General features: G+C 60.3%; 15 protein-coding genes, 1 pseudogene and 1 riboswitch. Of the genes and pseudogenes, 5 read left to right on the top strand and 11 right to left on the bottom strand.

All coding sequences use genetic code 11. The features are described from left to right. Positions 1–24 precede the first annotated feature (24 nt). On the bottom strand, positions 25–894 hold the full coding sequence (locus C5L10_RS10270; RefSeq protein ID WP_105429574.1) for a glycosyltransferase: 870 nt from the start codon (positions 892–894) through the stop codon (positions 25–27). A gap of 127 nt (positions 895–1021) precedes the next feature. Here C5L10_RS10270 and C5L10_RS34280 point away from each other — a divergent pair. Further along, positions 1022–1203, top strand: a pseudogene (locus C5L10_RS34280) (hypothetical protein); the annotation flags it as partial. A 210-nt stretch (positions 1204–1413) separates the two neighbouring features. Here C5L10_RS34280 and ribB read toward each other — a convergent pair. The 7 genes from ribB to C5L10_RS10230 all read right to left on the bottom strand — a co-directional run bounded on the left by ribB (position 1414) and on the right by C5L10_RS10230 (position 8389). Then, positions 1414–2040: a 3,4-dihydroxy-2-butanone-4-phosphate synthase gene (ribB, locus tag C5L10_RS10260; RefSeq protein WP_105429573.1), complete on the bottom strand. Its 627-nt coding sequence runs from the start codon at positions 2038–2040 to the stop codon at positions 1414–1416. A gap of 116 nt (positions 2041–2156) precedes the next feature. Beyond that, positions 2157–2301, bottom strand: a riboswitch (FMN riboswitch). A 170-nt stretch (positions 2302–2471) separates the two neighbouring features. Next, positions 2472–3254 carry a glucose 1-dehydrogenase gene (locus tag C5L10_RS10255; RefSeq protein ID WP_105429572.1) on the bottom strand — a complete coding sequence of 261 codons (783 nt, stop codon included), beginning with the start codon at positions 3252–3254 and terminating at the stop codon, positions 2472–2474. Between the two features lie 48 nt (positions 3255–3302). Further along, entirely contained in the window at positions 3303–4052 is a 750-nt protein-coding gene (gene tpiA / locus C5L10_RS10250; protein ID WP_205837040.1) for a triose-phosphate isomerase, read from the bottom strand. Continuing rightward, positions 4046–4834 carry an SDR family oxidoreductase gene (locus tag C5L10_RS10245; RefSeq protein WP_105429570.1) on the bottom strand — a complete coding sequence of 263 codons (789 nt, stop codon included), beginning with the start codon at positions 4832–4834 and terminating at the stop codon, positions 4046–4048. Before C5L10_RS10245 ends, tpiA begins: the two co-directional genes overlap by 7 nt. A 22-nt stretch (positions 4835–4856) precedes the next feature. Beyond that, complete coding sequence (locus tag C5L10_RS10240) at positions 4857–6335, bottom strand: sugar ABC transporter ATP-binding protein (RefSeq protein WP_105429569.1); 1479 nt, start codon at positions 6333–6335, stop codon at positions 4857–4859. A gap of 27 nt (positions 6336–6362) precedes the next feature. Continuing rightward, the gene (locus tag C5L10_RS10235) at positions 6363–7292 is read right to left on the bottom strand and encodes a sugar ABC transporter substrate-binding protein (RefSeq protein WP_105429568.1); all 930 of its coding nucleotides are present in this window, start codon (positions 7290–7292) and stop codon (positions 6363–6365) included. Between the two features lie 116 nt (positions 7293–7408). Further along, on the bottom strand, positions 7409–8389 hold the full coding sequence (locus C5L10_RS10230; RefSeq protein WP_105429567.1) for an ABC transporter permease: 981 nt from the start codon (positions 8387–8389) through the stop codon (positions 7409–7411). A 207-nt stretch (positions 8390–8596) separates the two neighbouring features. On the opposite strand from C5L10_RS10230, the gene C5L10_RS10225 reads away from it, so the two are divergent. From C5L10_RS10225 to C5L10_RS10210, 4 genes are all read left to right on the top strand, one after another. After that, positions 8597–9406 (top strand): transketolase, encoded by an 810-nt coding sequence (locus C5L10_RS10225; RefSeq protein ID WP_105429566.1) that lies wholly within the window; start codon positions 8597–8599, stop codon positions 9404–9406. After that, entirely contained in the window at positions 9406–10362 is a 957-nt protein-coding gene (locus C5L10_RS10220; RefSeq protein ID WP_105429565.1) for a transketolase family protein, read from the top strand. The genes C5L10_RS10225 and C5L10_RS10220 overlap by 1 nt, the downstream gene beginning before the upstream one ends. 63 nt (positions 10363–10425) lie before the next feature. Next, positions 10426–11892, top strand: coding sequence for an FGGY family carbohydrate kinase (locus tag C5L10_RS10215; RefSeq protein ID WP_105429564.1), 1467 nt, complete (start codon positions 10426–10428; stop codon positions 11890–11892). 22 nt (positions 11893–11914) lie between these two features. Continuing rightward, positions 11915–12868: a sugar-binding transcriptional regulator gene (locus tag C5L10_RS10210; RefSeq protein ID WP_046666136.1), complete on the top strand. Its 954-nt coding sequence runs from the start codon at positions 11915–11917 to the stop codon at positions 12866–12868. Positions 12869–13181: 313 nt separating this feature from the next. Here C5L10_RS10210 and C5L10_RS10205 read toward each other — a convergent pair whose 3' ends face one another. From C5L10_RS10205 to C5L10_RS10195, 3 genes are read right to left on the bottom strand one after another with little or no spacing between them, the layout of a single operon-like run. Continuing rightward, entirely contained in the window at positions 13182–13958 is a 777-nt protein-coding gene (locus tag C5L10_RS10205; RefSeq protein ID WP_205837039.1) for an ABC transporter ATP-binding protein, read from the bottom strand. A 9-nt stretch (positions 13959–13967) separates the two neighbouring features. Continuing rightward, positions 13968–14816 carry an ABC transporter ATP-binding protein gene (locus C5L10_RS10200; RefSeq protein WP_105429562.1) on the bottom strand — a complete coding sequence of 283 codons (849 nt, stop codon included), beginning with the start codon at positions 14814–14816 and terminating at the stop codon, positions 13968–13970. Next, positions 14809–15723 carry an ABC transporter permease gene (locus tag C5L10_RS10195; RefSeq protein ID WP_105429733.1) on the bottom strand — a complete coding sequence of 305 codons (915 nt, stop codon included), beginning with the start codon at positions 15721–15723 and terminating at the stop codon, positions 14809–14811. The genes C5L10_RS10200 and C5L10_RS10195 overlap by 8 nt, the downstream gene beginning before the upstream one ends. Between the last annotated feature and the right edge of the window lie 3 nt (positions 15724–15726).

The raw sequence follows: 15726 nt of genomic DNA, 5'->3' as shown, positions 1-15726 counted from the left end.
CGCCTATCTGCGCGGTAAGGCACCTTAGCTATGGCTATAACTCAGCGGGTTTGCCTGCTCGGGGCCGGCATTTGCCGTGGCGATATGGGTGCCCGCCTCGAAATTGTCTGCAGCATGGGCGAGGGAAGCCAGCATCGCGTCCGCCTGGTTGAAATATTGCTTGATCCATGGGACGGGCCCAACGCCAAATCGCCTTTTCGAACCCCATCGCTCGCCTTTTTCGACCATCGTATCCCAGGGCCTTGGCTTCCCGTGGAAGACGATGATTTTCGCGTTCCGCGGCTGCTTGATCCTCGGCAGGAGCAGATTGATCGGAAAGTATTTCGTGCAGCTTCGCTTGAAGCTGACGCAGAAACCTGTCGGCCAATAACTTTTTTGCCGCACCGACTGCGTCAGGTAGGACTGGTCGTTCTTGAATTGCGCGATGATCGCGTCAGTCTTGCTTACGAAGTCGTGGTAAATTCCATCGACATCTCCTGCATGAAATCCAAAGACGGATGACTGCGCACCCCTGTCCGGCCTGAAGCTATTCGGGAGCAGGCTCCAGAGATCCGGATTCCATTCCCGTTGGATCACAATATGACGGCGCTCCCGAAGCAGGCCGATCAGCGGGGCGAGTGATCGTTGGACCATGACGTCGAGATCGAGGAAAAGCACGACGTCTCCGTGGGGGAAAAGCCCCGGGGCAAAGACACCGATCTTGGGCCAGCACCCTCGTCTCCACGCCTGCTCAGGCAGGCCGAGGTTCGGGATGTGACGGGTGAGAATGCTGGAAGCAAGACCGCGACGGTCGTCCGTCAGGCAGACAAAGTCGAACGGCTCCTCCATGTTGCGCAATACGCCGGCATAAAGAGCATTGACATGGCTGGCGGTGAAAGCCGTGCCCCATTTCATGCAAACAATCGTAACCAACATGCCGCTCCATCCATGATCTGGAGACGGTTTAAGCGACTTTGGTGCGGGTGATTGTTTATAGTTGTTATATGATGTTGCCGAAGATTGTCATTGATGTCGGCGAGGCGATCTCTCGGCCGATCTGTCCAGCCTTGCCGAGCGCGACGCAGCATTCCGGCCGCCGAGCGGCCGAGGCGATGAGTTCTCCATGGCTCTCCTGGAAGTCCCGATTCGTGTGGGCGGCCGCCTCCCGGATTTCGCGCACGAGATATGTTCGTGCAGAATCTTCATATCGACACGCTGAAGATCGCCATTTCCTTCCCCATTTCCTATTTGAAGAGCTGTTCGATGTCCGCCATCGGCCGGAACAGCTTCCCGCTGAGACCACCTCATCGGCGGCAAACCTTGCAGCGGATTCAAGCATGTGTCCGCCGGAACCATGCCCCGCACCGCGTGGCCTTCGGCCTGTCGCCGGACACGGATGCCGAGGCGTATGGTGGAGATCGGACGGTCGAAACGTCAGGCCGCCTTGCTGTTCAGCGATGCCGTGCGGTAGGCGACAAGATCCTCTATGGTAATCAGGTGAAGGCCATGTCTGCCTGCAAATGCTTCGAGTTCAGGAAGGCGCGCCATGGTGCCATCATCGTTTGCAACTTCGCAGATTACGCCTGAAGGCGACAGACCGGCCAGCCGCGACAGGTCTACCGCGGCTTCCGTATGGCCGGGACGGGCAAGAACACCCTCAGGATGGGCTCGCAGAGGGAAGATATGGCCCGGCCGAGCAAAATCCTCGGGTCGGGAACCATCCGTCACCAGGGCGCGAACGGTTGCGGCCCGGTCTGCGGCAGAAATGCCGGTTGAGGTTCCGGGAATATAGTCTACCGAAACCGTGAATGCGGTTTTGAGCATCTCGGTGTTGCGGGAGACCATCAACGGAATCTCGAGTTCATCGAGGCGCCCGCCCTCCATCGGGACGCAGATCAGCCCCCGGGCGTGGTTCATCATGAACGCGATCGCCTGAGGCGTGATCTTGTCCGAAGCGATCAGAAGATCACCTTCATTTTCCCGGTCGCGATCGTCAACAACGACAACGATCTCTCCCCGAGCGATCGCGGCGATTGCATCTTCAATCTTTGAAATTGCCACTCTTCATGCCTTTCAAGGGTTAGCCGGTATGAAACGGCGTGCATGGCCTGTGAGCCACCAATATCCCTTGGGCGAACAATGCGACGATGCCGCCGCTCTTCGAGCGGCGTACCCTGCCTTGTCCTCTTCCATCCGGACTATACCGTCGGCTCCGGCATCTCACCGGATCTGCTGACCCTTCCTTTGGAGAAGGCGCTCGCGGGCTCCGGAATTGCTTCCGATACCGCCGGTGGGGAGTTTCACCCCGCCCTGAGAACCCAACCAAGATAGGAAATTCAACCGCCTGAACGCAAGCCCAAAATAGAGCACGCACTGTTCATTTTTCTGCGTCTCCTCGGACCTGACAACGGCCACGCCATCGTTTCAGCGCACACCACGGCGCTGACGCGGCCTGGCGAGCGCAATCACACGCACTTTCGGTTGCCAAAGACTCAGGACATGATCAGTCCGCCGTCGACATTGATCGTCTGCCCGGTGATGTAAGCCGCGTCGTCGCTGGCGAGGAAGGTCACGAGGCCGGCAACGTCCTCGCCGGAACCTGCCCGCTTCATGGGGATGCCTTCGACCCATTCCTTCATAAGTTCGCCAGGAGCGTAATTGCCCAGCAGTTTGCCCCAGGCCTGGTCGTTGTACGCCCACATGTCGGTCTCAATGATCCCGGGGCAGAATGCGTTGACAGTAATTTTCTCGGTCGCGACTTCCTTGGCAAGACTCTGGGTAATGCCGACAACGCCCATCTTCGAGGCAGCGTAGTGAGGTGTGTAGATAAAGCCATCGCGAGCCTGTCCGGAGGCCGTATTGATGATACGGCCTCCCTTGCCGTGCTTGCGCATGCGCAGAATGGCCTCCTGGGCGCAGAGGAAGACCCCCTTCGTGTTGACAGCCATGACTTTGTCCCACTCGCTCTCGGTCATGTCCTCGATGCGGGCAATGGTAATGACGCCGGCATTCTGGAGCGACACGTCGACCGTGCCGAACGCGTTCTCAGCCGCGTCGAAGAGTGCCCTGACGCTCGCCTTGTCGGTCACGTCGCCGACAAAGGAGATTGCATGACCTCCCGTGGCCCTGATCTTTTCAGCAACACCATGGACCGCATCCTCGTTGGCAGAAACGACGAGGTTTGCGCCCTCGCGTGCGAAGCGATAGGCGATTGCAGCACCGATACCGCGGCTGCCTCCGGTTATCACGACGGTCTTGTTCTCGAAACGATTCATGGAAGTCCTCCTATGGGTCGGGGTTGAGGCGGCCGAACGAGAGCGGCCTCATGCGGAGGCCAGAATGATCCGGGCGAAATCGGCCCCCTTCAGAGAGGCTCCGCCGACAAGGGCGCCATTCACGTTTCGCACGTCGAAGATCGACCCGGCATTGGACGCCTTTACGGATCCTCCGTAGAGGATCCGCACTTGGCGGCCGTCCGGGCCTAGTTCGTCTTCGAGAAGATTCCGGACGAACGTATGGACCTCCTCGATCTGATCCAGTGTCGGCACTATTCCTGTTCCGATCGCCCATACCGGCTCGTAGGCGATCGCGGTATTGGAGCTGGCGGCGGTCGCGGGGAGTGATCCGCGAAGCTGCCTGCGCACCACGTCGAGCGCATGGCGGTCATCCCGCTCCGCGCCGGTTTCGCCAATGCAGATGATGCTGGTCAATCCCGAAGCATGGGCGGCCGCCGCCTTTCGGGCGACGGTCATGTCGGTCTCGTGATAGCCGGCCCGACGCTCGGAGTGTCCCAGTATCACGTATCGCGCCCCCACCTCAGCGAGCATCTCTGCGGAGATGTCACTGGTATATGCGCCAGACGTCTTGGCGTGGCAGTCCTGGGCACCAATAGCAATCGGAGATCCTTGAGCCTGTGTCACGGCCTTTTCCAGCAGCGTGAAGGGCGGGCAGATCACGATGTCACACGCCGCCCGTTCGGCACTTTCCTTCACTGCCTCGATCTCGGCTAACGAGGAGGCGAGCCCATTCATCTTCCAGTTTCCAGCAATCAGTTTCCTCATGGCGCTCACCAGCAGCAGAAGCCGCCGTCGACGAGGAGATCCACACCCGTCACGAAGCTCGCAGCACCAGAAAGTAGAAATACCGCTGGGCCGACCATCTCATCGACATTGGCCATGCGCTGCATCGGGGTCTGTTCCTCGAACAGCCTTGTCTGATGGGCCATTTCCGGCCTCGTATTCATCGGGGTAGCGGTGTAGCCAGGGGAGATCGTGTTCACCCTGATCCCGCGGCCCACCCACTCCATCGCCATTGACTTCGACATGTGGATCACCCCCGCCTTGGAGGCATTGTAGTGAGCCTGGTTCAGGCCTCTGTTGACGATGACGCCGGACATGGAAGCGATGTTGACGATCGACCCGCGGCCGTTCTTGAGCATCGCTCTTGCTTCAGCCTGGCAGGATAGGAACACCCCCTTCAGGTTGATGTCCATCAGGGTTTGGTACTGATCCTCCTCCATCTCCTCAGCAGCATTGGCGTTGGCGATGCCTGCGGCGTTGACTGCAAGGGTCAGCGGCCCCAGCTCGGCCTCGGTTCGTTCGACCGCCTCGGCGAGGCAGGACTTGCTGGTGACGTCGCAGGCGATCTGGATCGACCGCCGGCCGGCGACCTGGACATGTTTCGCGGTGTCGGCAAGACCATTGTCCGAACGACGATCGAGCAGAGCGACATCGGCGCCGCATTGCGCCAGGCCGATGGCGATCCGCTGGCCGATTCCGCTACCGGCGCCGGTGACGATGGCGATCTGGCCTCCAAGATCAAAAAGCCTCGGTGCGTTGAGAGTGATGTCGGACATCGCTCTTCCTTCCCTGTCTGTTTCAGATTGTGGCTAGCTCCATGACGGAGACGTCGTTCGCCTCGTCACGATTGAGGATCCCTGCCTGCTTGCCTTGCGCGAGCACGAGAATGCGGTTCGAGATTCCAAGGACCTCTTCGAGGTCGGAGCTGACGACGATCACCGCGACGCCCGTCCGGGCAAGGGCAGCAATGATGTCGTAGATACTTGCGCGGGCTCCTACGTCGATGCCGCGCGTCGGTTCGTCCAGCACGACGACCTTCGGATCGCGCGTCAGCCACTTGGCAATCACGACCTTCTGCTGGTTGCCCCCCGAAAGATCCGAGGCGAGCTGACCAGAGCGGCCCTTGACCCCGAACTTCGCGACGGCTTCGTCAGCGAAGGTGCGTTTGGCACGGGGCAAGAGCCAGCCGCGTCCGAGCTTGTCTAGATTGGCGTAGACGATGTTCTCGCCGATGCGGTGTCCGACGACCAAGCCCTGATCCTTGCGGTCTTCCGGAACCATGACGATTCCATTGGCGATGGCGTCCGCGGGGCACCGGAGTTTCAGTTCCCGTCCCTCGAGCTTGATGGATCCTGCACTCACGGGGTCAGCTCCGGCGATGGCACGGACGAGCTCGGTGCGGCCTGCACCGATAAGTCCTGCGATTCCAAGAATCTCCCCCGCCTTGACGTCAAAGCTGACATCGCGGAATGAGCCGTTGGGAGAACCAAGACCGGAGATCTGCAGAACCGGCCGGTTCTTGGGAACAGGAAGAGGAGGAAACATCCGATCAAGCGATCGCCCCACCATGCTTTCCACGATGGTGCGCACCGGCGTGGCGCTGTCAGCGAATTCCTGGACCCGTTCGCCGTCCCGAAGAACGACGATCCGGTCGGTGATCTGCCTGATCTCCTCCATGCGGTGGGAGATATAGATGATGCCGACTCCTTCGGACCTAAGTTTCCTGACCTGCTCGAACAGAGCTTCGGTTTCCGCTCCTCCGAGCGCTGCCGTCGGCTCGTCGAGGATCAGGAGCCTCGCATCAAGAGCCAGCGCCTTCGCGATCTCGACGAGTTGCTGGTTTGCTGTAGAAAGACCTTCAACTTTGCGCGTCGCGGGCAGGTGTAGGTTCAGGCGGGCAAGCTGCTCCTGGGCGCGGCGGACCATCTGGGCGCGGTCCACGACGCCGTTCTTCATCGGCCAGCGTCCGATGAAGACGTTTTCGGCGATTGAAAGCTGCGGCAGGAGCTGCAACTCCTGATGAATGAGGACAATGCCATTGTCGATGGCTTCTCTCGGTGTGGCTGGGGCATAGGGTTGCCCCAGCCATGTCATTGTACCTTCGGAGGGCGTGCGTGATCCCGCAATGATGCCGGAGAGCGTGGATTTTCCCGCTCCGTTTTCACCGAGAAGCGCGACCACCTCGCCGGGATGGACGTCCAGGCTGACATTTTTGAGAACCTGGAGAGGTCCGTATCGCTTGGATATGCCCCTCAGTGAAAGTACCGGAACGGTCACAGCTACGCCTCCTCAAGGTCAGGTCGATCAGGGATGGTTGGCGATGAAGCCTGCCACGTTTTCCTTCGTCGTCAGCGTGGCGTCCATGAGTTGGACCGGCGGGACCTTCTCGCCTGCCACCAGCTTAACGGCGTTCTCGACAGCGTCGCGGCCCATCTTCTGTGTTTGCTGGGTCGCGGTCACATCGAACACCCCCTTGCTTAGAGCCTCCAATGCCGCGGTATCGCCGTCAAAGCCGCCGACCACGATTTTCTGGGACGGATTGGCGACCTTGATCGCTTGGGCAGCACCAAGTGCCAGGCCATCCGCTTGAGCGAAGACGATCGAAACGTCAGGGTTCGCCTGCAGCATGTTCTGCATGATCTGGAAACCCTCGTCCTGGCTCCATAGGTTGGAAAACTGCTCGGCTACGACCTTGACGCCTGGGTTCGCCTTGACGGATTCCATGCAGCCCTTCGTTCGGTCGACTTCCGGCGTCGTCCCTTTCTGGCCATGGATTATCACCATCTTGCCCTTTCCGCCGGCCTGCTTGAGGATATAGTCGCATACGGCCTTGGCCGACGTCACGGAGTCGGTCGCCAGGAATGTGTCTCCCGGTGCGCCTTCCGCATTACGGTCAACGTTGATAACGGGAATGCCGGCGTTCTTTGCAAGCTTCACCGGCACGGTTGCCGCCGCAGCGCCTGCCGGAATGTAGATCAGGGCGCCGATGTTCTGTGTGAGCAAATCCTGGATCTGGTTCACCTGGGTCGGGCCGTCACCCTTGGCGTCGACAACGACGACTGCGATGCCACGCTTCTTGGCTTCGGCCTCGACGGACTGCTTGATCTGGTTGAAGAAGTTGGCTTGAAGGTTGGCAACGGCCAAGCCGAGCTTCTTCAGTTCGGCCGCGTGCACGGGTCCGAGCGTGAGGCCGAGCAGGGCAGCGGAAGCGAGCAGGGTGCGCGCAATTTTCATTGTATTTCCTCCGTTTTAGGTGAAACCCTCGGGTAGGTCCTCCCCCTCTGGGCACTATCCGGCTCGAACCTCTCAAGCCGGAATGGGTGGGAGACCGCCATCGGCGGACTCAATCGTCAGGCGCGGCGCCGACGAACGGTCTCTGCTCCAACCGCAAGCACGATCACGATACCGATGATAACCTGCTGCAGGAACGGCGAGACGTTGAGAAGGTTGAGGCCGTTCCGCAGAACTCCGATGATGAGGACGCCGATCAGCGTGCCCCCAATGCCGCCCGCACCACCGGACAGTGAAGTTCCGCCGATAACGACCGCCGCAATGGTGTCCAGTTCATAACCGAACCCGCTCGACGGTTGAACGGAGTCGAGACGAGCGGCCAGCACAATGCCTGCAAGTCCCGCCAGGATGGCGCTCACGACGTAGACGGCCACCGTCACAAGCTGAACATTGATGCCGGCCAGCCGCGCGACCTCGGGGTTCCCGCCGACCGCGTAGATCATCCGGCCTTCGGAGCGGAAGTGAAGAAAGAGCCAGGCGATCAGCACGACTGCCAGCATGAGGAAGACGGTCGCAGTCAGGACGCCGAAGTGACGGTCGATCGCGAGCATCATGAACCAGTCCGGAAATCCTACGATCTGCTGGCCGTCGGTGATCATGTTCGCCACCCCGCGAGCCGCCGACATCATCGCGAGAGTGGCGATGAAGGCAGGAACCCTGAACACCGTCACAAGCAGCCCAACGATCAGTCCTGAAGCCGCCGAGGCAAGCAAGCCGAGAGCGATCCCCACGGGCAACGGAAGGCCTGCTACATTTGCCGTCCAGCCCATCACCATCATTGCGAGCGCGAGCACCGACCCTACCGACAGGTCAATGCCTCCAATGAGGATGACGAAGGTCATTCCCACCGCCATGATGCCGAGAACCGTGATTTGATCAAGGATGTTCAGACCGTTCCGGACCGACAGGAAGGCTTCGGTGCTGAAACTCAGAAAGATGCACAGTGCGAGCAGCCCAACGAGTGGTCCGGTCGCTCCCTTCAGCTTGCTGAGCCAACTGCCGGATGAAAGCCGCTGTTCATGGATTTCAAGCGCCACCACTTTTCCTCCCCAAGTCTAGATTATGGCCAACATAGAGGCGGGAATAAATATTCATGCCTGCTGGAAAATTCATTAACAACTTAGAAAAAGGGTGTCAACATATTTTGCGGCGGGATGCCAGGCCGGCTGAAGGGCTTTTAAGGCTTGACTATCTCCGAGCTTGTGCAAAAATATTGGCAGATGAATAATTATGCAGGCGAGGATAAAATGGATATCACTGAACTTGAGCGCGTTGCTCGCGACATTCGGCTACGCGATCTTCAGGCAGTCTACGAGGCGGGCGCCGGTCATATCGGCGGCGAGATGTCGGTCATTGATATCCTCGCTGCTCTGTATTTTCGCGTGCTCAAAGTCTGGGCCGACCAGCCGAAGCACCCAGACCGGGACCGGTTCGTTCTTTCGAAGGGCCATACGGCCTGCGCGCTCTACGTCACCCTGGCAAAGCGGGGCTTCATACCCGAAGACGAAATCTCGACGTTCCTGAAGCCCCATTCGCGCCTGAACGGCCATCCCAACTGCAACAAGGTTCCCGGCGTGGAGACAAACACCGGGCCACTCGGGCACGGCCTGCCCGTTGCAGTGGGAATGGCGAAGGCAGCAAAGTTGTCCGGGGCGGGTTACCACACCTACGTCGTCACCGGCGACGGGGAGATGCAGGAGGGCTCCAACTGGGAGGCGATCATGGCTGCCGCTCAGTTCAAGCTGGACAACCTCACGCTGATCATCGACCACAACAGGTTTCAGCAGGGCGCATCGCTCGCCGACACCAACGACCTTGCACCGCTCCGTCCGAAGCTGGAGGCCTTCGACTGGGAGGTAAGCGAGATCGATGGCAACGACATGAACCAGGTTGTGCCGGCACTCGAACACCGGACGTCGCGGCCGCACTGCATCGTGGCCCATACCAACAAGGGGCAGGGCATCTCGTTCATGCAGGACCGCGTCGACTGGCATCATAAGGTGCCGAGCAAGGAACAGTACGATATCGCGATCGCAGAACTCTCGGAGGCAATTTGATGAACGCGCTGGTAAATTCGCTCAAACTGTACGACTGCCGCGACGCCTTCGCGGCAACCCTCGAGCGCCTGGCGGCCGAAGACGAGACTGTGGTCGCTGTCTGCAATGACTCTGTAGGCTCTTCCAAACTGGGAGGCTTCAAGTCCAGGTTCCCGGAGCGGCTGGTAAACGTCGGCATTGCGGAGCAGAACATGGTCGGCGTTGGCGCAGGTCTCGCCAACGGTGGGCGCATCCCTTTCGTCTGCGGGGCTTCTCCCTTCCTGACAGGGCGTTCCCTGGAACAAATCAAGGCGGACATCTCGTACTCCAACGCGAATGTGAAGCTCGTAGGGATTTCGTCGGGAATGGCCTACGGCGAATTGGGACCTACCCACCATTCCATCGAGGACTTCGCCTGGACCCGCGTTCTTCCAAACCTTCCAGTCATCGCTCCCTGTGATCGCGTAGAGACTGCGGCAGCGATTGAGTGGGCGGCGAAGTATGAGGGGCCATGCTTCCTGCGCCTGTCGCGCGTCGGCGTTCCCGATCTGCTTCCAGAAGGCCACACGTTCGAGCTTGGCAAGGCAAATCTCCTTCGGCAAGGATCGGATGTCACTCTCATCGCCAACGGCACCCTGACCCACCGGATGGTCAAGGCGGCCGATATTTTGGCGGAGCGAAACATCAGCGCCAGGGTGCTCAACTTGGCGACTGTTCGTCCGATCGACGAAGCGGCGATCATTGAGGCTGCCAGGGAGACGGGTGCGATCGTCACAGCCGAAGAGCATTCGGTGTTTGGCGGTTTGGGGTCCGCAGTCGCCGAAGTGGTTGTCGATTATGCTCCGGTTCCGATGAAGCGCCTCGGCGTTCCAGGCATCTACGCCCCGACCGGATCCGCCGAATTCCTGCTCGATGAATTCGGAATGGCACCTTTGGCGATTGCGGACGCAGCGCAGGCGTTGATCAAGCGTAAGTAGCACGTTGCCTAGGGCAGGTCGGGACGCCCAGGTGCGCTCCGGCTTCCGATTTGGGAGGACCATATGCGGTCAATTCTGGCGATCGACCAGGGTACAACGAATTCGAAGGCTATCCTGGTCAGCGAGCAGGGGCACGTCATTTCCCGTGGCTCCGCTTCCGTCGGCATAGCGTATCCGCAGCCGGGCTGGGTAGAACAGGATCCTAGGCGGATCTACGCGTCCGTCTGCGAGGCAGTCGAAGCGTGCCTGAAGGCGTCGCCGCCTTCTGCCATCGAAGCGGTGGCAATATCAAATCAGAGGGAATCGGTGACTGCTTGGGACGCTGCAACGGGAGAACCGCTGGGCCCTGTGATCAGTTGGCAATGCAGGCGGACCGCCTCAGATTGCCGGCGGCTGATCGGGGAGGGGCGCCTCGACCAGGTCCAGGCGTTGACCGGCCTTCCACTTGATCCCATGTTTCCGGGTTTTAAGCTCCGCTGGCTTCTTGATCGCGCACCGTCCGGACGTGCAGTCCGGCTTGGCACCGTGGATAGCTGGCTTATTCATTGCCTGACTGGTGGCCGCAAGCACGTCTGCGACGCCTCGAATGCTGCAAGAAGCCAAATGTTTGACCTTGGGCGGCAAAATTGGAGTGAAGAACTTGGTGACGTCTTCGGCGTTGACATCGCGCTGCTTCCACAGGTGCTCGACAGCTCGGACAATTTTGGCGTCACGCAAGGGCTGATGGGTGTTCCTGACGGCACACCCATCAGGGCAGCGATAGGAGACAGCCACGCGGCATTGTTCGGTCACGGCGCGTATGAGCCGGGCGATGGAAAAGTGACCTTTGGAACAGGATCGTCGGTGATGACGACGCTTCCTCGGTTCATTGCTCCACGCAATGGCATCACGACCACCGTTGCGTGGCGCATCGGCGGAAGACCGTCCTTCGCCTTCGAAGGCAATATTCTCGTCTCCGCTGCAAGTCTCCCCTGGATGGCGGCAATTCTCGGTCTTCCAGATGTCGCGGCTCTTGTCGAGTTGGCCGCGACGGCGGAGCCGAATGGCCCGGGTTTCGTTCCTGCGTTCGTAGGGCTCGGTGCGCCCCATTGGAACTCCGACGCCCGCGCACTTTTCTCGCAGATCAACTTCAGCACGACCCGCGCGCAGATGGCTCGATCGGTGACAGACGCGATTGCCTTCCAGGTCCACGACGTGGTCGCCGTGATGCGCGAGCAAAGCGGTGGGGAGCTGGGCGCACTTTATGTCGACGGCGGTCCGAGCCAGAACAGCTTCCTGATGCAGAGCGTGGCGAACCTCATCGAACATCCGGTGATCCAGTGCGAGGCGCCGGAGGCTTCGGCCTTGGGCGCCGCCTACCTGGCGGGGCTTTCCCTTGGTCTCTGGTCAGACCTGGAGACGATTGGGCGCCTTCCCCGGAGCACGCGCGTCATCACCCCGGAGGCAATCGAGAGGCAACCGCTCCTGAATAACTGGAAAGACGCGATTGCACGCTCGACCTTGGCGCTTCCGCCGGATAAAGCTGAATAAAAATTCATGCTAGGATCCAACTATGGCTCGCCTGAACGAACTCCGCCTCATTTCAAGGGTCGCGCAGATGTACCACATCGAGGGGCGGCGGCAGGCCGAGATCGCTCACCACCTTCGCCTTTCCCAGGCGACGGTGTCCCGCATGCTCAAGCGCGCGGAAAGCGAGGACATTGTCCGGACGAGCGTCATACCGCCCGTTGGGACATATATAGAGATCGAGACGAACCTCCGTGAAAAATTCAACCTTCCCGAGGCCGTCGTCGTCGAATGCACGGAAGATCGGGACGGTGCGATCATGGCTCGGATCGGCGAAGCGGCCGCGCATCTTCTCGAGGTGACGCTTGCGCCCGGAGAGATAATTGGCGTGTCGAGCTGGAGCCAGACCATCTTCAAGATGGTGGAGAATATCCACCCCCAGAAGAGCGCCCAGGCGAAGTATGTCGTGCAGACGCTGGGTGGCATGGGCGATCCTTCGGTGCAGACCCATGCGACTCAGCTCACCACGCGGCTGGCCAGATTGACGGGGGCGGAGCCGAAGCTCCTTCCAGTACAGGGTGTGACCACCTCCCGAGAGGCAAAGCTGCTGATGCAGTCCGATCCCTTCGTTCGCGAGACCCTTGATTTGTTCAGCAGCATCACGCTGGCCATCGTCGGGATCGGAGCTGTGGAGCCGTCGGAACTGCTTGCCCGTTCCGGGAACATCTTCTCCACCCGTGAGCTTGCAGACTTGGCTGAGGCGGGCGCCGTCGGCGACATTTCCCTCCGCTTTTTCAACAAGGACGGGAAGGCGGTCAAGACTCCCTTGGACGAGCGCGTTATCGGGCTTCCTCTCGAGGATTTGGAGCGCGTGGATCGGGTCATAGCCCTTGCGGGAGGCTCCAAGAAAACGGCGGCCATCGCGGGCGCATTGCGGGTCGGAGTGATAGATATGCTGGTGACGGACAAGTTCACCGCCGAGCGTCTGATTGCGCTGTAGTTACAGATGCCGCGTAGGAGGGCGAGAGAGGAAGAACTCGCATTCCGCGAACCGGGAGCATGACAAGAGGGCGACATCCCGAAGACTTATGCATAAGAAGTTTTTGGTCCCCGAGTTGCATTTTCGGCTCCCTAAGACAAATTCCGTAACCTTGCACCTTCTTTCTAACTTGGCTCGTGATACGTCGGCCAGTCTTTGATGCAAGGCGAGGACGGTAGGTGTGCACCATGTGCAGGGTAAGGGCACGGCGCTTCTCGAGCGCTTCGGACGCCCGGGACGGGTTATCCCGATCCACCTTCTTTGTCTTCCGCGATCAGGAGGCTGTAACGCCGACCGACCGTCTTGAGGCGACATAACCTCTGCTGCCATCCATCAGCAAGCGGGTATAAGAATGCGCCACGGTTCCCGCGAGCAGTTGCGCCTTGGTGGCAATCTCCACGAAGCCGCCGTTCTGCATGATGGCGACGCGATCGCAAAGATGAGCGACGACCGCAAGGTCGTGGCTGACGAGGATATAGGTCAGCTTTTCCCGATCACGCAGATCCTTGAGCAGGTTGAGGATTTCCGCCTGGATGGAGACGTCGAGAGCCGAGGTGGGCTCGTCGAGCAGCAGGATCTGCGGTTCCAGGATGAGTGCCCGGGCGATCGCCACGCGCTGCCGCTGTCCGCCGGAAAGCTGGTGCGGAAAGCGATAACGGAAATTGAGGGGCAGCCCGACATCCTTGAGCGCCTTTTCGACACGCTCCTGCCGGTTGTCCTTGCCGTGGATTTCGAGGGGCTCCAGCAAGGTCCGCCCGATCGTATGGCGGGGGTGGATGGAGCCGAACGGGTCCTGGAACACCATCTGTTGCTTGGCGAGTTGCGTTATCGACCGTTTCTGGCCGATCGTCTCGCCATCGATCAGGATGGAGCCGGTCCATTGTCTGTTGTGGCCGGCCAGCGCTCCAAGCACGGTGGATTTGCCGCAACCGCTCTCGCCGACCAGTCCGAATGTCTCGCCCTTCGCGACCTCGAAGGACACATCGTTGACGACACGGATGAGGCCGTCGCCCTGGCCATAGGAAACCGCAAGATGATCGATCTTGATCATGGTCATGGTTCAGTTCTCCAACCAGGCCGGGTCCCGGCGCAGGACCTCGAGCCGATCCCGCGGATGGTCGAGGCTCGGCAGCGCGTTCAACAGGCCGCGGGTATAGGGATGCTTTGCGTCGTCCAGATCGGCGGCAGCGATCGTTTCCACGACACGACCCGCATACATGATGATGACGCGATCGCAGAAGCTGCGCACCAGATTGAGATCGTGAGAGATGAAGATCAGCCCGAGGTTCCGTTCTGTCACCAGATCGTCGAGGATCGACAGAACCTGCTGGCGTACGGTCACGTCCAGCGCCGAGGTGGGTTCATCGGCGATGATCAGCGACGGCGAGGCGATCAGCATCATGGAAATCATGATGCGCTGCCCCATTCCGCCGGAAACCTCGTGCGGATAAAGGTCGAAAACGCGTTGCGGATCGCGGATGTTGACGCGCTCCAGCATGGCCAGCGTCCGTTGCCGCGCTTCTTTCCGCGACACCCGCTCATGCAGGATGACGGTCTCGGAAATCTGCTCCCCAACGGTCATGACCGGATTGAGCGAATATTTCGGGTCCTGCAGGATCATCGAGATCCGCCGTCCGCGCACCGAAAGCATCTGCTCTTCGGGGGAGGTCAGCAGGTTGACGTCTTCGAATTGCAGCCTGTCGGCCTTGACGACCGCCTGAGGCGGCTGCAGCCGCATGATCGCCCGTCCGACCGTACTCTTGCCCGAGCCGGACTCGCCGATGATGCCGACTTTCTCGCGGCCGACGCTGAAGGAGACGTTGCGCACTGCGGTGACGACGCCGGACAGCGTCGGGAATTCCACCGACATGTTTTGAACGGTCAGGATGTTTTCAGGCGGTTTAAGCATTGCGGGGATCCAGTATATCGCGCAGGCCATCGCCGAAGAGATTGAACGCCAGGCTGACGACCAGAATTGCAAGGCCCGGGATCGTCGTAAGCCACCATGCATCGAGAAGATACTTGCGTCCGGCAGCGGCCATGGCGCCCCATTCGGCCATGGGCGGCTGGGCGCCGAGGCCGAGGAAGCCGAGACCGGCGGCGGTGAGGATGATGCTCGACATGTTGAGGGTCAGGCGGACGATGATGGACGGTGCACACAGCGGCACGATATGGCGAAGCAGGATGCGGCCCATGCGGGCTCCCTGCAGTTCTGCGGCGACGACGAAATCAGCATTGCGAAACGTCAGCGTTTCCGCCCGCGCCAGCCGGGCGATCGGCGGCCAGATGGTCAGCGCGATGGCGATCACCGCATTTTCGATGCCGGGTCCGAGGGCTGCCGAGAACGCCAGCGCCAGGACGAGGCTTGGGAAGGAGAGGAAAATGTCGGTGATGCGCATCAGCACGACATCGACCCAGCCGCCGAGATAACCGGCGCTGGCGCCGATCACGAAGCCGATTGGAGCCACGATGACCGTCACCAGGATGCTGATGTAGAGCGTCGTGCGCGCGCCGTAGACGACGCGCGTATAGACGTCGCGACCAAACTCGTCGGTACCGAACCAGTGACTTGCCGAGGGCGCCTTGAGTGCCATCGACAGGTCCTGGCTGTAGGGTTCGTAGATCGTCAGCACAGGTGCCAGCGCGGCGATGATGACGAGGGTTACGACTACGGCAAAGCCCGCAAATGCGAGCGGGTTCGCGAGCAGGCTGAGCCAGGCGACATAGGCCTTGTGCAGTCTGGCCTGCTTCGTCGAGGTGAAGTCCTCGTTGATGAGCCAGTTGTGGAGGTCGGTGAAGTAACCGGATTTGGTCATGGC

Source organism: Neorhizobium sp. T6_25, assembly GCF_002968555.1.
Classification (GTDB): Bacteria; Pseudomonadota; Alphaproteobacteria; order Rhizobiales; family Rhizobiaceae; genus Neorhizobium.
This window is presented reverse-complemented; position numbering and strand designations above follow the sequence as displayed.